Consider the following 14,207-nt stretch of genomic DNA (forward strand, 5'->3'; position numbering starts at 1 on the left):
GAAACTGGTGCAAGACTTCAAAAATCTTCAAACACGGATTGAAGCTCTTTTTCTAAACTCGTATGGCTGAATGAAATCGCTCCATCACAATCCAAATCGCGAATCATTTCCTCGACATCGTCCAAGTTCTCGGACGCTTTCTTTAGCTCATCAATGGCCCCTTTTCCCCAAACGCCTTTTCCGATTAAGTTTCCAATGCTCTCATGCGCACGGTCAAAATCATCTTCCTTGTACTCCACATCTTTCATGCTGTATACTCACCTCTTCGTTGTATTCTATTTCTACTTTTACAGTGTAACATACAATATGGAATAGAAATGTGACTATTTGATGAAATCGTCTAGTAACAATAGAAAAAATGGCATAAAAAATAACCCCATCCATTTGGACAAGGTCAACTTATAATCCGTTACTAAATCTTTAAGAGTACAAAAACACCGCTCAGCTTCATCTCGAGCCGCTTCAGTTTTACTGCTACTAAATCTTTAAGAGTACAAAAACCGCCAGCAGGATTATAAAGTTCAAAATGCGGTTTTACTGCTACTAAATCTTTAAGAGTACAAAAACCTCAAATTAAACGTCTTTAACTGGGAGTTTTGCTCTACTCCCGTATTTTAACATAAAACTCTGACATCGAACAATAAAAAATGCCTCACTTGTATAACAGCAAGACATCTTTTTACCGTTAGTTCATGTTTTCCCTTATAGACCAGTTTTGTGTCTTCTCTCAAATACTATCTTTATACAAAATCCGCTGATTAATAGATGTCATACTCCATTCATAGTACGTAACCTAACTACTAAATTTATTCTGAAGCAAAGCGATTTGAAACCCTTAAAAATTGTCAATTTATGCTCAACTTATCTTTTTTCACATACAAAAAAATCCCAGCACTCTTAAAGTGTTGGGATTACTTCGAACCGGTACGTCCGTAACGGGCGCTAGATTTTTTTCTCGTTCAATAGGCTTAAAGTAAATTGATGAATAGAGAGTTGCACTATTCCGATTCAAAACATGTTCTCACAAATAAGCAATTTTCTTAACAGTATTGGCTGTTCGGGTTGTGATGAGACTGCTCACGCGAGAGTTTGCCGTTTTTGACCACCAGTTTGTTTTTTGATACTCTTTTCGGCTAAATGACCAAAAAATAGCATTTTTATAGGGCTCAATTTTTTCCAGTGCTATTTGAGGAGCGCCAATTTCTTCATAAAATTCTTCATAAGATAGAGGTGGCATAAGGAAAATAAGATTGTCATAGACAGCTTTGTCATCACTTCCCCACCAAACAGGTGCATGATTTAAAAGCTCATGAAGTTCATCTTGCAAGACAACATGAACAGGTATATTTAAGCTAAACTTGTCGCTTATCATTAACGTAATGGTATTGGAAAGCTGGGCTGTATCATCCGTTTCACTAGAAAAGATTACATTACCGCTATTCAGATATGTGGTAATTTCCAGCAGACCGATTTCTGAAAATCCCGCTTTAAGTTCAGTCATCGCTATTTTGTTTTTGCCCCCCACATTGATGCCTCTTAATAAAGCAACATACCTTTTCATAGGCAATTTTCCCTCTTTTCACAACTTATTTTTTCTTTTTCTTAAGCTCCGTAAGCACTTCAAGAAAGTCCTTTTGCCAGTTCACGGGCTCTTTTCCGCCGTATAAAAAAGGCTCCATAGCTCGCCGTAAGCTTGGCAAATCCCGAAATGTCCACACGTTCAGCGAACTCAGCGAGCGTTTCGCTGTCAGCGCGGCGATAGCCGTATGCGTGAAGCAGTTTCAAAAGCCGTAAATAACCCACTTCGAGCGTGAGCTTTCCGCGTTCCGCCTGCCGATTCAAAAGTAGAAGCCGGATTTGTTTGCGGAACACAAGGAGAACCGCGGTTAGGAGAAGAGCGAGGCCAAGCAGAATGACATAGGTGAAACTAGGTAGCTTGAAGGAATTTGTGGCCGTCTCCTTCTGAGCGCTTGTGGTTTCGTTTTTCTGCTCTTGTTCGTTAGCCTTGCTTGCCGCTTGATTTTGCTGCTGTTCTTGCGTTTGTCCGTTCGTCGTATCTGTTTCCGACTGGCTTGGATTGCTTGCCTCAGGTTGGCGTGCGCTTTCCGTCGAATCGGTGAACGTTTCGGGATTTTGGAACGTGGCAGTCGGTTCAAATGGCACCCAGCCTGTTCCTGGGAAATAAACTTCCGGCCACGAATGGGCGTTGTTATTTTGAACTCGGTAAACCGTGTTTCCATCAGACGTCCCGACTTCCGTTCCCGCTGTAAACCCCTTGGCAAACCGAGCTGGAATCCCGATCGAACGCAACATGACGACCATCGAACTTGCAAAATTATCGCAGTAGCCAACCTTCGTTTCAAACAAAAATTGATCGACGTAATCTGCATCGCGTCCCGTTCCCTGTGCATCCTCTGTGCTGTAGCGAAACTGTCCGGTGAAGCTCATATAATTCTCGATCGCTTTCGCTTTCTCATAATTTGTATCCGCATCTTTCGTTATTCGCTCTGCCAAATTTTGAACGCGCTTTGGAAGATTGTCCGGCAATTGCGTATAGCGGCTCACAAAGCCGTCTGAAAGGGTATCAAATGCTGCTCCTTTCATTTTCCTCACATCATAGACAGGCTCCTTAATTTCAAGCGAATAGTTTTTCACAGTGCGCCTTGCAGTTACTTTTTCATTCGCTTGATTATAATCAAACGGCCCTGCTTGCGAAAGCACTTTTTGCGTTCCATACGCATAAACCAAGTAATCATTTGACGCTTCAAAGCGAACCGCTACCCGACCTGTTTTTTCACTATAGGCATCGTTCAACTGAACCGGAAATTCTTCCTCTGCGGCAAAGCTTTCCTCGCTCGCTTGATTGGTGTTTGCCCAGCCTTTCCCAGTATACGTGCGCTTGGCTTCAACCCGCCAGTAATGCGGTTTCGATGCCGTAACTTCAAACACTTTGCTGTAATCCGGTTGAAGCGCGCCGCCAAGTTCCGTATCATCCTCGCTGTAGCCAACTGTGCGCGTCGTGTTCATACCAAGCGTTTCACGAATATAGGGCACTGGATCTTTAAAAATCGGTTTTTGGCTTGGAAGGAAAAGCGAAACCACAAGAAATCCTGTTAAAGCCGCCAAAAAGCAAAGATGATAGATCGCCGAGCGTCCTTTCCGCTGAATTCTGCCGGGCGCCTCAATCCGAGAAGCGAGTGCAAAGTGCAGCAGTAGGAAGCCGAGTATCACCGTGCGAACAAGCGCAATTTCACCCTTATAATCCGTAAATGTATTAATGATCGCAATATATGTTACCGTCAGTGCCAAAATACTTAAGATCCGCTGTTTTTTGAGAAGACAATAAGCCGTGATGTAATCAAGTAACCATAATGCAATAAAGAAAATCGCAAAAATAAATTTGGTATCAATCTCTGCTGCATTAAATGAAATCATTTCTGTAAAACCTTCTACGAGCAATTTACTAATCTCGCTGAAGAAAGCGGGATCAAGCGGATTGGCATCAAAACTCACAGATAAAAACACATAGATTAAAATAAGGTGCAGCGGAATCGTATAGTAAAATCGCCATCCAAGGAAAAAACTACCTAGCGAAAGCGCATCAAAAATTATCATCCCGATAGAATGGTCTGTTTCAGTCAAAAAACTAAATGGGTAGATCCATTCGGAGATCAAACAGACCGCAAGCAGATATAGAATCCCTGTCAAAAGTTTTTTCGGCATTAAGACTCACCTCCCTGTGTTGGAGTTAGCAAATCTTTATGCAGATAAATCACATTAGGCTGGTTTTCTTCCGGTTCGTAAATCGAAATAAGGATCACTTTTTTATCGGCAAGTTTTTGAATTTGGCGAGTGAGTGTTTTCGTAATCCTCGGAACAAATAAAAGCAGAGCACCGCTTTCCTTCAATTCCTTTTCAAACGGAGCAAGGAGAATGTCCACTTTTTGCGGTTTTATTTCAGCGAATGCCTGAGAAATTTCATGTAAATGCTTGCTGCCGCGACCGAAATCAAACGTCTCAATTTCAGTACCAAATAGAGTTATTCGCAGTTCGTTATTTTGTTCCAGAAGCTTGCGGCTAAACGAATAAGCCGCTCTAAGTGCATATTCAAAGTTGGGGTCATCTGCCCCGAAAAAACCAACCGAAATACGGCTTAAAGCGCTGTTTTCAAATTCACGTGTCATCATCGTTCCGGTTTTGGCTGTTGTCTTCCAATCAATCCAAGCGACGCGGTCACCCGGTGAAAATTCACGTAAGCCATGCAGATTTTCATTTTTTCGAAGCGTCCAGTGTGACGCATTGCTGTCGTTTTCCGGTGCGGCATCATCGAGCTGTTCGAGAATATCTGGAAAATAGGCCGGGAACACAGTGATTGTTTGTGCGCTCGCAAGGGTGGCGCTTCTTTCGATCATGCCAAACGGGTCGCTTGATTCGAGTACCGTTTCCGGAAAAATGTGCACGCCGCGTTTAGCTTTAAAAGGCGCAAGTGATACACGAACTTTTTTTTTGAAAAAAACGGATAGACGATGCGTTTACGAACCTCGTTTTGCGCTAACGAATTTGGCAGCATTTGACGAACAAATAAATACCCTAAAGGATAATGCGATTTGCGGCTCAGAATAAGTTCAGCCTGAATGCGGTCGCCATCAAAATAGGCCACTTTTGAGAAAGCTAGGTCTATGTGCCAGTTTTTCAAACGATAACAAGAAGCAAAAATTACAAATAATAAAATAAAGCTGAAAAAGTACGTCAAAAACCAGCTGGCAGAGTCGCCTTGAAACAGCGTATAAGCAATCAAGCCGGCATAAAGTAACACGAGTGAGAAAGCACGCATCATCAAGAAAAAGCGTTTTTTAGCCATTGAATCGACTCTTTTCAACAGGCACAGCCGTATTTTTCAAAACATCTTGAATGATTTGTTCTGGTGTTGCTTCATTATAAAGTGCATTTGCACTAAGAATTAAGCGGTGAGTGAAAATAAAGGGTGCAAGATATTGGATGTCGTCTGGAGTGACAAACTGGCGTCCGGAAACGAAGGCGAAACTTTTGGCTGCCTGCATCATCGCAATTGCACCACGTGGGCTGACGCCAAGTGAAACGAGCGTGTGACGGCGCGTAGCTTGAACAAGTTCGACAATGTAACTTTTTAGTTCATCTGCGACAAAGACATCTGCGGCACTTCTTTTCAACTCGAGTAAATCGGTTAACCCAATGACGGCTTTAGTATTTTCGAGCGGTTCGGCTTGTTGCTTCGCTGATAAAAGGTCAATTTCTTCTTGTTTGGTCGGATAACCCATCGTGATCTTGAAGAGAAAACGGTCGAGCTGCGCTTCTGGCAGCGCGTAAGTTCCTTCGTATTCAATCGGGTTTTGCGTCGCCATTACGAAGAATGGTTCAGCAAGCGGGCGAGTTTCACCATCAACGGTGACGCTATTTTCCGCCATTCCTTCAAGCAAAGCGGCTTGTGTACGCGGTGCTGTGCGATTAATTTCATCGGCTAAGACAATATTTCCCATAATCGGACCCGGTCTAAATTCAAAATCACGTGTTTCTGGATTGAAAACGGAAACGCCGGTCACATCAGAAGGAAGCAAATCGGGTGTAAACTGGATGCGGCGAAAAGAGGTATCGATCGATTTGGCGAGTGCGCGAACGAGCATTGTCTTTCCGACACCTGGCACATCTTCGATTAAAACGTGGCCGCCGGCAAGAAGCGCAGTCAAGCTTAGTTCAATTACGCTACGCTTTCCGACGATCACCTTTTCAACTTCTTGAATAATTTGTTCTATTTTTTGAGACGGTTCAGTCATGTGGATTGGGCCTCCCATTTGTAAGTTGTTTTTTTAAGTATATGCTAACCGGAAAGTGAAGCACAAGAATTTATAACTGATACGGAAAAAAGAAAAGCTATTGCTTGTTAAACTGAAAACCATTAAAATAGAAGAATAATCTTGAAGAGAAGAGGCTGAGTAATGACGAAGAAATCCATTTACGGATTAACGTTTGATAGGTTAACGGCTTGGTTTGAAGAAAACGGGCAAAAGAAATTCCGGGCAACGCAAGTATGGGAATGGCTATATAGACAGCGTGTTGATTCCTTCGATCAGATGACGAATGTCCCGAAAGCAAGCATCGAACTATTAAAGGAAAATTTTGTGTTAGATACACTCGAAGAACAGATTGTTCAAGAATCTGCGGACGGAACGATCAAATATTTATTTAAACTAGAAGACGGCAACTTGATTGAAACGGTCTTGATGCGTCATGAATACGGCTTATCGGTTTGTGTGACAACGCAAGTCGGATGCAACATCGGATGTACATTTTGCGCGAGCGGCTTACTGAAAAAGCAGCGTGACTTAAGCGCCGGTGAAATTGTTTCGCAAATCATGAATGTGCAAAAATTCCTCGACGCTCGCGCGAAGGATGAGCGCGTTAGCCACATCGTTGTGATGGGAATCGGCGAACCGTTTGATAATTATGACCATGTGATGAACTTCCTCCGTGTCGTCAATCATGATAAAGGTCTTGCCATTGGGGCGCGCCATATCACCGTTTCGACAAGCGGACTCGCGCCAAGGATTATTGATTTCGCGAATGAAGACTTCCAAGTTAACTTAGCGGTATCCCTTCATGCGCCGAACGATGAACTGCGGACAAGCATTATGCGGATTAACCGGACTTTTCCGCTTGAGAAGTTGATGGAAGCGATTCGTTATTATATTGGAAAAACGAACCGCCGCGTAACCTATGAATATATTATGCTTCGGGATGTCAACGATTCGCCTAAGGAAGCACAGGAGCTTGCTGACCTTTTGAAAGACCAGCGCAAATTGTCTTACGTGAACTTGATTCCTTACAACCCTGTTGATGAGCACAATCAATATCAGCGTAGCAGAAAAGAAGACGTTGAAGCCTTCTATGATGTGCTGAAGAAAAATGGTGTCAATTGTGTGGTGCGCCGCGAACAAGGGACGGATATTGATGCTGCTTGCGGTCAGCTAAGAAGCAAGCAAATCAAACGTGTCGGCGTGCGCGAACGGATGCGCCAAAAAAAGGCTCTTGAAAATAATTAATTGTGAAAAGATCAGGAAGAAGACGAATGGTTCGTTTGCTTGCTGATCTTTTTTTTACCTGTCCAAAGAAAGCAGAAACGGACAGGAAGAAAAAAGCAATTTGGGATAGAATAAAACTATGGAGAGGGGAAGGGGACATATGGCCTTTCTTGAATCAATGAATCGTGCCATTGAGTACATGGAAGACAACTTGATGGAGGAACTGAGCATCGAATGGATTGCAAAGGAAGCTGCGGCATCGAGCTACCACTTTCAGCGCAGTTTTTACATGCTGACGGGTATCACGGTGGCAGAATACATTCGGCGTAGACGGCTGTCGCTTGCGGCGCAGGATCTTTTGATTACGGATGAGAAGATCATCACGCTTGCCTATAAGTACGGCTACGAGACGCCAGAAGCATTTACGAAGGCCTTCAAACGATTGTACGGTATTACGCCGAGCGGTGCGAGAAAAGCCGGTACGAGTTTAAAAGCCTATAACCGTCTTCACATTGAAGTGAGTTTGAAAGGAGAGGAACCGATGGAATTTCGTATTGAAAGAAAACCAGCATTTACTGTAATTGGCGAAAAACGTGTGTTCTCAACAAAGAATGGAGAAAATTTGCGCGAACTGCCGAAGTTTTGGGAGGAGTTATATGCAAGCGGGAAGTTAGAGGCTATCGAGGCGATGACGATAGCGCCGGAAAATTGTTCGCTTGGAATTTGCTTTATGACGGAAGAGCAGTATAAAAAAGGAGAAATGGATTACTGGATAGCGGCAGAATCGACAGGAGAGGTTCCAGAAGGTTATGAAACAATGACTGTTCCAGATGCACAATATGCAATTTTTACAGCAACTGGGGCACTCCCGGATGCCATTCAAGCGGTATGGAAAAAGATTTATGCGGAATGGTTTCCATCAAGCGGTTATGAATCAACTGGCGGCCCAGAACTTGAAGTGTATTTTGGCGGCGATTCTGATGCGGCAGATTACCGATCAGAAGTTTGGATTCCAATTAAATAATAGCAAAAAGCCTTCTTTTTCCGGATATAGAGAAAGAGGGCTTTTTGAGTTTGGTTTTGTTACATCAAATGGCTGATTTAAAGTAAGTTCAGTTCAAGGAAGCAAGTGCCTTTTTTTCTAAAAAAAATTTGCTTGCAACTCGAACGAAAAGTGTTATAATGAATCTGTCGTAAAGAGTTTGCGGCAGGTCAAGCAGTGGAGAAAGCTGCTTGTTTCGTTTTTTATTTAGTAAAAGGGGTGCCAAAATTGGATAAGTCTTTCTTTGCAGAAGCAAGAAAATGTGCAGAACGATTTTTTGAAGCCTTGCAGTTTGATCCGAATAAAAGTGATCACTTGGAATCAAAGGTAGTTACATCCTATTTGTTTGGAATGCTTACAATGCTCGGGTCTGAAATGGACGCGGACGGAAGTGAGATTCAGTCAAGTTTAGTAGCTTCGCTTGTTCATGTCTTTGGTTTTAGTGAAAGAGATGCCTCACATCTATCATCGCACGTTATCAAGTGTACGGAACGAGAACATCATCCTGCACAGTTTACGGTGATTGAGCGAGGTCTTGAAGGATATATGGAATACTACCGCACTGGAAACGATCAAGAATTTCCAAAAGATATCACTAGTATTTTGGAAGTTATGCGTGAGTTTGCAGCGGCGAAATAAGACGTTTCAAGCCGGGATTTAGGTTCCCGGCTTTTTTATGGCACCAAAGTGTATACATGTACTATTTTTTAGATAAATACATATTTATTTTACGACAATAAAATGGCGATAGGTTATAAGCTCCAAAACTGGGGAATAAAAAATGAGGTGATGAGAAATGCTGAAAACAAAACGCATCTATCAAGGGGCAGCCGAAGAAGACGGCTGCCGGATATTAGTAGACCGACTTTGGCCGCGAGGAGTATCTAAAGAAAAAGCGAAACTTGATTACTGGGAAAAAGAAGTTGCGCCATCAAATGATCTAAGGAAGGATTTTCATAAGGAACGGATTGATTTTGAAGCATTTCGTGAGCGTTATGTGGAAGAACTGCGGAAAAATAAAGCTGTCGAGCCATTTGTTGAACTATTGAAGGAAGAACTTGCTAAAAGAGATGTTACGCTTCTTTTTGGTGCGAAAAATGAACGAGAAAATCAAGTGACGGTTTTACAGGAATGGCTGGAGGATAAATTTTAATTGACAATGAGAATCATTATCAATATAATCGAGGTACTAGAATAGAACTCTAAACGGAGATGAAGGGGGAACTTCGATTGATTATTGTAACGAATACAATTCGGGTAGAAAAAGGTGAATTGGAGCACGTGGTGAAGCAGTTCACGGGAATTGATGGGTCCGGCGAACCGACGCGTCATATCGCAGAAGTAGAGGGTTTTCTCGGTTTTGAGCTATGGCAAAAGAAGCTAGAAGATGCCGATCATGACGAGCTCGTGGTGACAAGTAAATGGGAAAGTGAAGAAGCTCAAAGAGCATGGCTTAAGAGCGATTCTTTTAAAAAAGCGCACGGCCGGACGAAGAATTCGCGCGAACAGCAGCGCGACAGAAGGGGTATTCTTGGAAATCAAATTGCCCAATATGAAATTTTGCATGTTCAGGATGTGGCGGAAGCGGCGCGTGAAGGGAAATGAGCGAATTAAGGAAAACGATGCGCGAGCGCCGCACGTACAAACAAATTTCGGCAATACCAATTGAGCGGGAGCTAGTGGAAAGTTTGGTTGAAACGGCTTCTTTTGCTCCATTCCACAGCAAGGTTGAACCATGGCAGGTTAGGATTATTGAAACAGATGAACAGAAGGAACGTTACATAGAGGCCACGCTAAGTGCTTCTCATAAGACAGATGAGGCAGAGCTTGCGAAAGTGCGCGAGAAAGTGATGCAGAAGATTACGGCTGCTCCGGTTGTGCTGATTGTATCGACGATGCTGTTTGGAAACGAGAAGAAGGATTTTGAATCGCTTGCAGCTACAAGTGCATTTATTCAAAATTTGCAGCTGATTGCTTGGGAAAACGAAATTGGAATGGTGTGGCGTACGCCGGGATGGATGTTTGATTCTGTTTTCAGTGAAGCGCTTGGGCTACCTGAGGATGAAAGACTGATTGGAATTTTGCCGCTTTCAAAGCGAGGGATGGGAGTTCCAGATGCAAAACCGCGGCGGAAGCTAGAGGACTATTTGCATGACTTGTAAGTTCGTTTAGTTGCAACTTATTCTTTCGAGCGATAAAATAGGTAAGAAATTGATGCATGGAGGTGTCAGAAGCTTATGGCTGTACCTGCTAGAAGAACGTCGAAAACGAAGAAAAATAAACGCCGTACTCATAAAGGTCTTACGGTGCCAGGGCTTTCGCTTGATCGCGAAACTGGAGAATACCGGATGAGTCACCGGATTTCCCCGAGCGGTTCTTACAAAGGAAAGCAAATTATTGAATAATCAAGATGCTCATTTTTGCGATAGGAAGTTTTTTCTTCGCAAAGATGGGTATTTTTTTTATAAAACGCATGATAAAATGATGTTTATAGAACAATTTGTCCGCGGGATCGTTTTTTCTGTTCAATAATGGACAAATTTAGAGGAAAGAAATGGAAATGAGGCAGCGTTATGAAAGAAAAATTTGTAGATAATAAAGCGGCTCTTGAAGGTTATAGTACGGATAAGTTTCGGACGCCAGACGGTTATACGAGTGATATTTTGCTATTTACGATGAAAGAACGGAAACTTCATGTGCTTTTGATTCAGCGCAGCGAGACGAATGCAGAAGGCAAGCCGAATATCGAAGGTGGAAAATGGGCAATTCCTGGTGGATTCGTAAATCCGGATGAGGATGCGCATCAAGCAGGGCTACGCGAGCTTGAGGAAGAAACAAGTTTAACGGATATTCCGCTCACAGCGTTTGGGGTATATGATAAGCCGGGGAGAGATCCACGCGGATGGATTATTTCGCGGGCGCATTATGCGTTTGTGCCGCTTGAAGCGCTTTTGGCACGGAAGGCAGGCGATGATGCCAAACGGGTTGATCTTGTGGCGGTAAGTGATGCTTTTACGTTGGAACTTGCTTTTGATCATAAGCAGATTTTGCAAGACGCGGTTGACAAGATTACTCGAGAATTACTTCGCTCCACAAAATTGAGTGAATTTCTACCAGAGTTTTTTTCAGCTAAGGAACTTTATGACATGATCAGTGAAGCTACTTATCGCGAGGCACTTCCACCGCTACATGTGTTTGAGGATTACTTAGTACTCCTACCTTTTATAGAGCAAGATGGGGCTGGAAAATACTATTTTAACCAGACGGTAAATGCACACAGCATTTTCTTCTGAGAAAAATGACGGGGGGATAACGATGGAAACGGTGAAAGTAAAACGGGTTGAAATTGGGGATGGGCACCCTAAAATTTGTGTCCCGCTAGTCGGAAAAACGATTGCAGATTTGAAGCGTGAGGCTAAACAAGCGGGAGAACTTGCTACAGACTTGATTGAATGGCGTGCGGACTGTTTCGCTAAGGTTGAAGATCTTGAAACGGTTAAGTGGGCACTTCGAGAATTTAAACCGTTTGTGAAGGATAAACCGCTGCTGTTTACGTTTCGAACAAAGGCTGAGGGCGGCGAGGCGGAAATCAAGGAATCTTTTTACTATGAACTGAATCGGACGCTTATTCGGACGAAAGAGATTGATTTGATTGATCTTGAACTTTTTCATGATGAAGACGAGCTCGGGGAACTGATTGAAGAGGCTCATCAAGCAGGGATTAAAGTATTGATGAGCAGTCATGATTTTAAGTCCACCCCAGCCAAGACGGAGCTGATTAGTCGAATAAAAGAAATGGAGCGGCTTGGCGCAGATATTACGAAGGTAGCTGTCATGCCTCAAACGGGCACGGATACACTTGTTTTGCTTGATACGGCGGCTGTGATGAACATGGAAGCAGTAAAGCCTTTTGTCGCAATTGCAATGGGGGAACTTGGGATTTTATCACGCCTTTCTGGCCGTTTTTTCGGGTCAGCGATTACGTATGCAGCTCTTGAAAAAACATCGGCACCTGGTCAAATTTCAGTTGAAGCAACAAAACGAATTTTGAATGCTGTGCAGGCAAAACAAATCGAGTCCTTCACAGAATTGTAACAAACTATTTCGTAAGGTTCTATTGTACGCATTCCGGAAATATGATAGAATTAACGTTAGTCAAACTGGACGGATTTAGGAGGAAAAACAATGAGTACAGCGTTAACGATCATACTCATGATTGTATCAGTACTTCTCGTAGTGGTAATCATCCTTCAACCTGGGAAAAGCAACGGTTTATCTGGCGCGATCTCAGGTGGGGCTGAACAGCTATTTGGGAAGCAAAAAGCAAGAGGATTAGAACTGATTTTGCATCGGACGACTATTGTTTTATCAGTGCTTTTCTTTGCGATTTTGATTACAATCGGCTTCTTTATGAAGTAAGCAGTGTGAAGAATAAACTGAAAATAAAAAGAGCACTCTGGATAAAAACCAGAGTGCTTTTTACATGTTTAGGATTCTTGAAATTGTTGTTCGATTTCTTTGATGAGTTGCTCAGCACCTTCTTTGCTAAGTGTGAGTTTTCCTTCTAAAAATTTCTTGTTGTCCACTGAGAATTCACCGGTTACATCGCAAACGAGTCCTGCTGTATATTTTTTTAGGACAATCGATTCTTCATTGATAAAGATTTCCATCGAATCTTTAACGTTAATATGAAGTGAACGGCGAATTTCGATCGGAATTACAATCCGACCAAGATCATCAATTCTGCGTACCATACCTGTAGATTTCATCTACTCCCCTTCTTTCTGTGTGTGTTTAGTTCTCTCTCTAAGTTATGTTTACCCAAAAAAAAGATAAATATGCTTATTTTAGCAAAATTGGTATAGTTAAAAAAAAAAACGTAGATAATGTGCAGTGCTTAACTGGTTTTAATTGGAATAGGTGAAAGTGTTATTTTAAAGTCAAAATCAAAGACTTTTTTAATCATATTATTTTAAATTTCTTTAGAAAAGTGATATAAATTATATTTATGAACTAAACGTAGGCTTGTAAAAGACAACTGGAGGAGAGAGTTGAATGAATATTTTAGTCGCGCTTGTTCCTGCTTTGATGTGGGGAGTTATGCCGCTAGTCGTTTCAAAAATCGGCGGAAAGCCGAAACAGCAAATTATTGGAACGGCACTTGGTGCACTTATTTTTGCAGTTTTTATATTTTTATTTACAGAACCTCATTATACGGCAACAATTTTGATTGCGAGTTTTGTTTCTGGGGGATTTTGGAGTCTCGGGCAAATGAATCAATTCCGTGCTTTTACGCAGGTTGGGGTTTCAAAAACAATGCCGATTTCAACGGGAATGCAACTTGTTGGAACTTCTTTGTTCGGGGTGTTTGCATTTCACGAATGGGGCACGACAGGAAAGCTTATTCTTGGGTTTAGTGCACTCGCGCTTATCATCGTTGGTATTTTTATGACATCGTATGAGGAGCATAAGAATGCTGAATCAAGCAACAACTTGAAAAAGGGGATAGCAACACTTATCGTCTCTTCAATTGGCTATGTCGGCTATGTGGTTGTGACACGGTTTTTCGATATCAGCGGTTGGGATGCGATTTTGCCGCAAGCTGTTGGGATGGTGATTGGAGCGTTTCTGTTTACTATCGGCGGTAAAGAGGAACCGCGTTTCACGAAAGAAACCTTCCTCACGATCATTCCTGGCATGATGTGGGCAACTGGGAATTTAGCTTTGCTTTTCTCAAACAAGATGGTCGGTGTCGCAACTGGCTTTTCTCTTTCGCAAATGGGTGTTGTGCTTTCGACGCTTGGCGGTATATTGTTCCTTGGTGAAAAGAAAACTAAAAAGGAGCTTGTGCTTGTTCTTCTTGGCGTCGTTCTCGTGCTTGTCGGCGGAACAATGATTGGATTTGCCAAAAGCTGAAAAAAGCATTCCCAGTTTTGGGAATGCTTCAGACTGTAGACAAAGTAGTGAAAAAACTTTGTTTACAGTCTTTTTTTGATTATACTAAGGAGAGAACTGACATAAAAAACAAGAGGTGAAGAACATGTTATCCAAACATCAAGACGATATTCGCCACCAAATGGTGGCCATCTCCATGGATGATTTAGTGCCAG

18 protein-coding genes are annotated in these 14,207 nt (G+C 42.5%); 11 read left to right on the forward strand and 7 right to left on the reverse strand.

The window, feature by feature from the left end; genetic code table 11:
• Positions 1 to 17 precede the first annotated feature (17 nt).
• From MFLO_RS12345 to MFLO_RS12365, 6 genes are all read right to left on the reverse strand, one after another.
• Complete coding sequence (locus MFLO_RS12345) at positions 18 to 248, reverse strand: hypothetical protein (protein ID WP_036098318.1); 231 nt, start codon at positions 246 to 248, stop codon at positions 18 to 20.
• 773 nt (positions 249 to 1,021) lie between these two features.
• The gene (locus MFLO_RS12350; protein ID WP_036098319.1) at positions 1,022 to 1,561 is read right to left on the reverse strand and encodes a DUF1697 domain-containing protein; all 540 of its coding nucleotides are present in this window, start codon (positions 1,559 to 1,561) and stop codon (positions 1,022 to 1,024) included.
• 59 nt (positions 1,562 to 1,620) lie between these two features.
• Positions 1,621 to 3,723 (reverse strand): DUF4129 domain-containing transglutaminase family protein, encoded by a 2,103-nt coding sequence (locus MFLO_RS12355; RefSeq protein ID WP_051993656.1) that lies wholly within the window; start codon positions 3,721 to 3,723, stop codon positions 1,621 to 1,623.
• On the reverse strand, positions 3,723 to 4,460 hold the full coding sequence (locus tag MFLO_RS14835) for a DUF58 domain-containing protein (RefSeq protein ID WP_162148161.1): 738 nt from the start codon (positions 4,458 to 4,460) through the stop codon (positions 3,723 to 3,725). The genes MFLO_RS12355 and MFLO_RS14835 overlap by 1 nt, the downstream gene beginning before the upstream one ends.
• Complete coding sequence (locus MFLO_RS14840) at positions 4,409 to 4,861, reverse strand: hypothetical protein (RefSeq protein ID WP_051993658.1); 453 nt, start codon at positions 4,859 to 4,861, stop codon at positions 4,409 to 4,411. Before MFLO_RS14840 ends, MFLO_RS14835 begins: the two co-directional genes overlap by 52 nt.
• Complete coding sequence (locus MFLO_RS12365) at positions 4,854 to 5,810, reverse strand: AAA family ATPase (RefSeq protein ID WP_036098320.1); 957 nt, start codon at positions 5,808 to 5,810, stop codon at positions 4,854 to 4,856. Before MFLO_RS12365 ends, MFLO_RS14840 begins: the two co-directional genes overlap by 8 nt.
• A gap of 162 nt (positions 5,811 to 5,972) precedes the next feature.
• Here MFLO_RS12365 and rlmN point away from each other — a divergent pair, with 162 nt between their 5' ends.
• The 10 genes from rlmN to secG all read left to right on the forward strand — a co-directional run bounded on the left by rlmN (position 5,973) and on the right by secG (position 12,516).
• Complete coding sequence (rlmN, locus tag MFLO_RS12370; protein WP_036098321.1) at positions 5,973 to 7,076, forward strand: dual-specificity RNA methyltransferase RlmN; 1,104 nt, start codon at positions 5,973 to 5,975, stop codon at positions 7,074 to 7,076.
• Positions 7,077 to 7,215: 139 nt separating this feature from the next.
• The gene (locus MFLO_RS12375) at positions 7,216 to 8,079 is read left to right on the forward strand and encodes an AraC family transcriptional regulator (protein ID WP_036098322.1); all 864 of its coding nucleotides are present in this window, start codon (positions 7,216 to 7,218) and stop codon (positions 8,077 to 8,079) included.
• Positions 8,080 to 8,325: 246 nt separating this feature from the next.
• On the forward strand, positions 8,326 to 8,736 hold the full coding sequence (imm48, locus tag MFLO_RS12380; protein WP_036098337.1) for an Imm48 family immunity protein: 411 nt from the start codon (positions 8,326 to 8,328) through the stop codon (positions 8,734 to 8,736).
• 157 nt (positions 8,737 to 8,893) lie between these two features.
• Positions 8,894 to 9,250 carry a DUF488 domain-containing protein gene (locus MFLO_RS12385; RefSeq protein ID WP_036098323.1) on the forward strand — a complete coding sequence of 119 codons (357 nt, stop codon included), beginning with the start codon at positions 8,894 to 8,896 and terminating at the stop codon, positions 9,248 to 9,250.
• Positions 9,251 to 9,327: 77 nt separating this feature from the next.
• A complete protein-coding gene (gene isdG / locus MFLO_RS12390) occupies positions 9,328 to 9,702 on the forward strand; it encodes a heme oxygenase IsdG (RefSeq protein WP_036098324.1) in 375 nt (124 codons plus the stop codon).
• On the forward strand, positions 9,699 to 10,259 hold the full coding sequence (locus MFLO_RS12395) for a nitroreductase family protein (RefSeq protein ID WP_036098325.1): 561 nt from the start codon (positions 9,699 to 9,701) through the stop codon (positions 10,257 to 10,259). The genes isdG and MFLO_RS12395 overlap by 4 nt, the downstream gene beginning before the upstream one ends.
• A 75-nt stretch (positions 10,260 to 10,334) precedes the next feature.
• Positions 10,335 to 10,502 (forward strand): 50S ribosomal protein L32, encoded by a 168-nt coding sequence (gene rpmF / locus MFLO_RS12400; protein WP_036098326.1) that lies wholly within the window; start codon positions 10,335 to 10,337, stop codon positions 10,500 to 10,502.
• Positions 10,503 to 10,670: 168 nt separating this feature from the next.
• Entirely contained in the window at positions 10,671 to 11,390 is a 720-nt protein-coding gene (locus MFLO_RS12405; RefSeq protein WP_036098327.1) for an NUDIX domain-containing protein, read from the forward strand.
• A 22-nt stretch (positions 11,391 to 11,412) separates the two neighbouring features.
• Positions 11,413 to 12,192 (forward strand): type I 3-dehydroquinate dehydratase, encoded by a 780-nt coding sequence (aroD, locus tag MFLO_RS12410; protein WP_036098328.1) that lies wholly within the window; start codon positions 11,413 to 11,415, stop codon positions 12,190 to 12,192.
• Positions 12,193 to 12,282: 90 nt separating this feature from the next.
• Positions 12,283 to 12,516: a preprotein translocase subunit SecG gene (gene secG, locus MFLO_RS12415; RefSeq protein WP_036098330.1), complete on the forward strand. Its 234-nt coding sequence runs from the start codon at positions 12,283 to 12,285 to the stop codon at positions 12,514 to 12,516.
• A 68-nt stretch (positions 12,517 to 12,584) separates the two neighbouring features.
• Here secG and MFLO_RS12420 read toward each other — a convergent pair whose 3' ends face one another.
• Positions 12,585 to 12,866: an AbrB/MazE/SpoVT family DNA-binding domain-containing protein gene (locus tag MFLO_RS12420; protein ID WP_036098332.1), complete on the reverse strand. Its 282-nt coding sequence runs from the start codon at positions 12,864 to 12,866 to the stop codon at positions 12,585 to 12,587.
• A gap of 286 nt (positions 12,867 to 13,152) precedes the next feature.
• Between MFLO_RS12420 and MFLO_RS12425 the strand changes: the two genes are divergently transcribed.
• A complete protein-coding gene (locus tag MFLO_RS12425) occupies positions 13,153 to 14,013 on the forward strand; it encodes a GRP family sugar transporter (protein ID WP_036098334.1) in 861 nt (286 codons plus the stop codon).
• The last annotated feature ends 194 nt before the right edge of the window (positions 14,014 to 14,207 follow it).

It is taken from the genome of Listeria floridensis FSL S10-1187 (assembly GCF_000525875.1).
Taxonomy (GTDB): domain Bacteria; phylum Bacillota; class Bacilli; order Lactobacillales; family Listeriaceae; genus Listeria; species Listeria floridensis.

Bases quoted from the DNA above. Each gene is read 5' to 3' on its own strand.
- MFLO_RS12345 (WP_036098318.1), bottom strand. From the start codon at position 248: ATGAAAGATGTGGAGTACAAGGAAGATGATTTTGACCGTGCGCATGAG.
- MFLO_RS12350 (WP_036098319.1), bottom strand. From the start codon at position 1,561: ATGAAAAGGTATGTTGCTTTATTAAGAGGCATCAATGTGGGGGGCAAA.
- MFLO_RS12355 (WP_051993656.1), bottom strand. From the start codon at position 3,723: ATGCCGAAAAAACTTTTGACAGGGATTCTATATCTGCTTGCGGTCTGT.
- MFLO_RS14840 (WP_051993658.1), bottom strand. From the start codon at position 4,861: ATGGCTAAAAAACGCTTTTTCTTGATGATGCGTGCTTTCTCACTCGTG.
- MFLO_RS12365 (WP_036098320.1), bottom strand. From the start codon at position 5,810: ATGACTGAACCGTCTCAAAAAATAGAACAAATTATTCAAGAAGTTGAA.
- rlmN (WP_036098321.1), top strand. From the start codon at position 5,973: ATGACGAAGAAATCCATTTACGGATTAACGTTTGATAGGTTAACGGCT.
- MFLO_RS12375 (WP_036098322.1), top strand. From the start codon at position 7,216: ATGGCCTTTCTTGAATCAATGAATCGTGCCATTGAGTACATGGAAGAC.
- MFLO_RS12385 (WP_036098323.1), top strand. From the start codon at position 8,894: ATGCTGAAAACAAAACGCATCTATCAAGGGGCAGCCGAAGAAGACGGC.
- MFLO_RS12395 (WP_036098325.1), top strand. From the start codon at position 9,699: ATGAGCGAATTAAGGAAAACGATGCGCGAGCGCCGCACGTACAAACAA.
- rpmF (WP_036098326.1), top strand. From the start codon at position 10,335: ATGGCTGTACCTGCTAGAAGAACGTCGAAAACGAAGAAAAATAAACGC.
- MFLO_RS12405 (WP_036098327.1), top strand. From the start codon at position 10,671: ATGAAAGAAAAATTTGTAGATAATAAAGCGGCTCTTGAAGGTTATAGT.
- aroD (WP_036098328.1), top strand. From the start codon at position 11,413: ATGGAAACGGTGAAAGTAAAACGGGTTGAAATTGGGGATGGGCACCCT.
- secG (WP_036098330.1), top strand. From the start codon at position 12,283: ATGAGTACAGCGTTAACGATCATACTCATGATTGTATCAGTACTTCTC.
- MFLO_RS12420 (WP_036098332.1), bottom strand. From the start codon at position 12,866: ATGAAATCTACAGGTATGGTACGCAGAATTGATGATCTTGGTCGGATT.
- MFLO_RS12425 (WP_036098334.1), top strand. From the start codon at position 13,153: ATGAATATTTTAGTCGCGCTTGTTCCTGCTTTGATGTGGGGAGTTATG.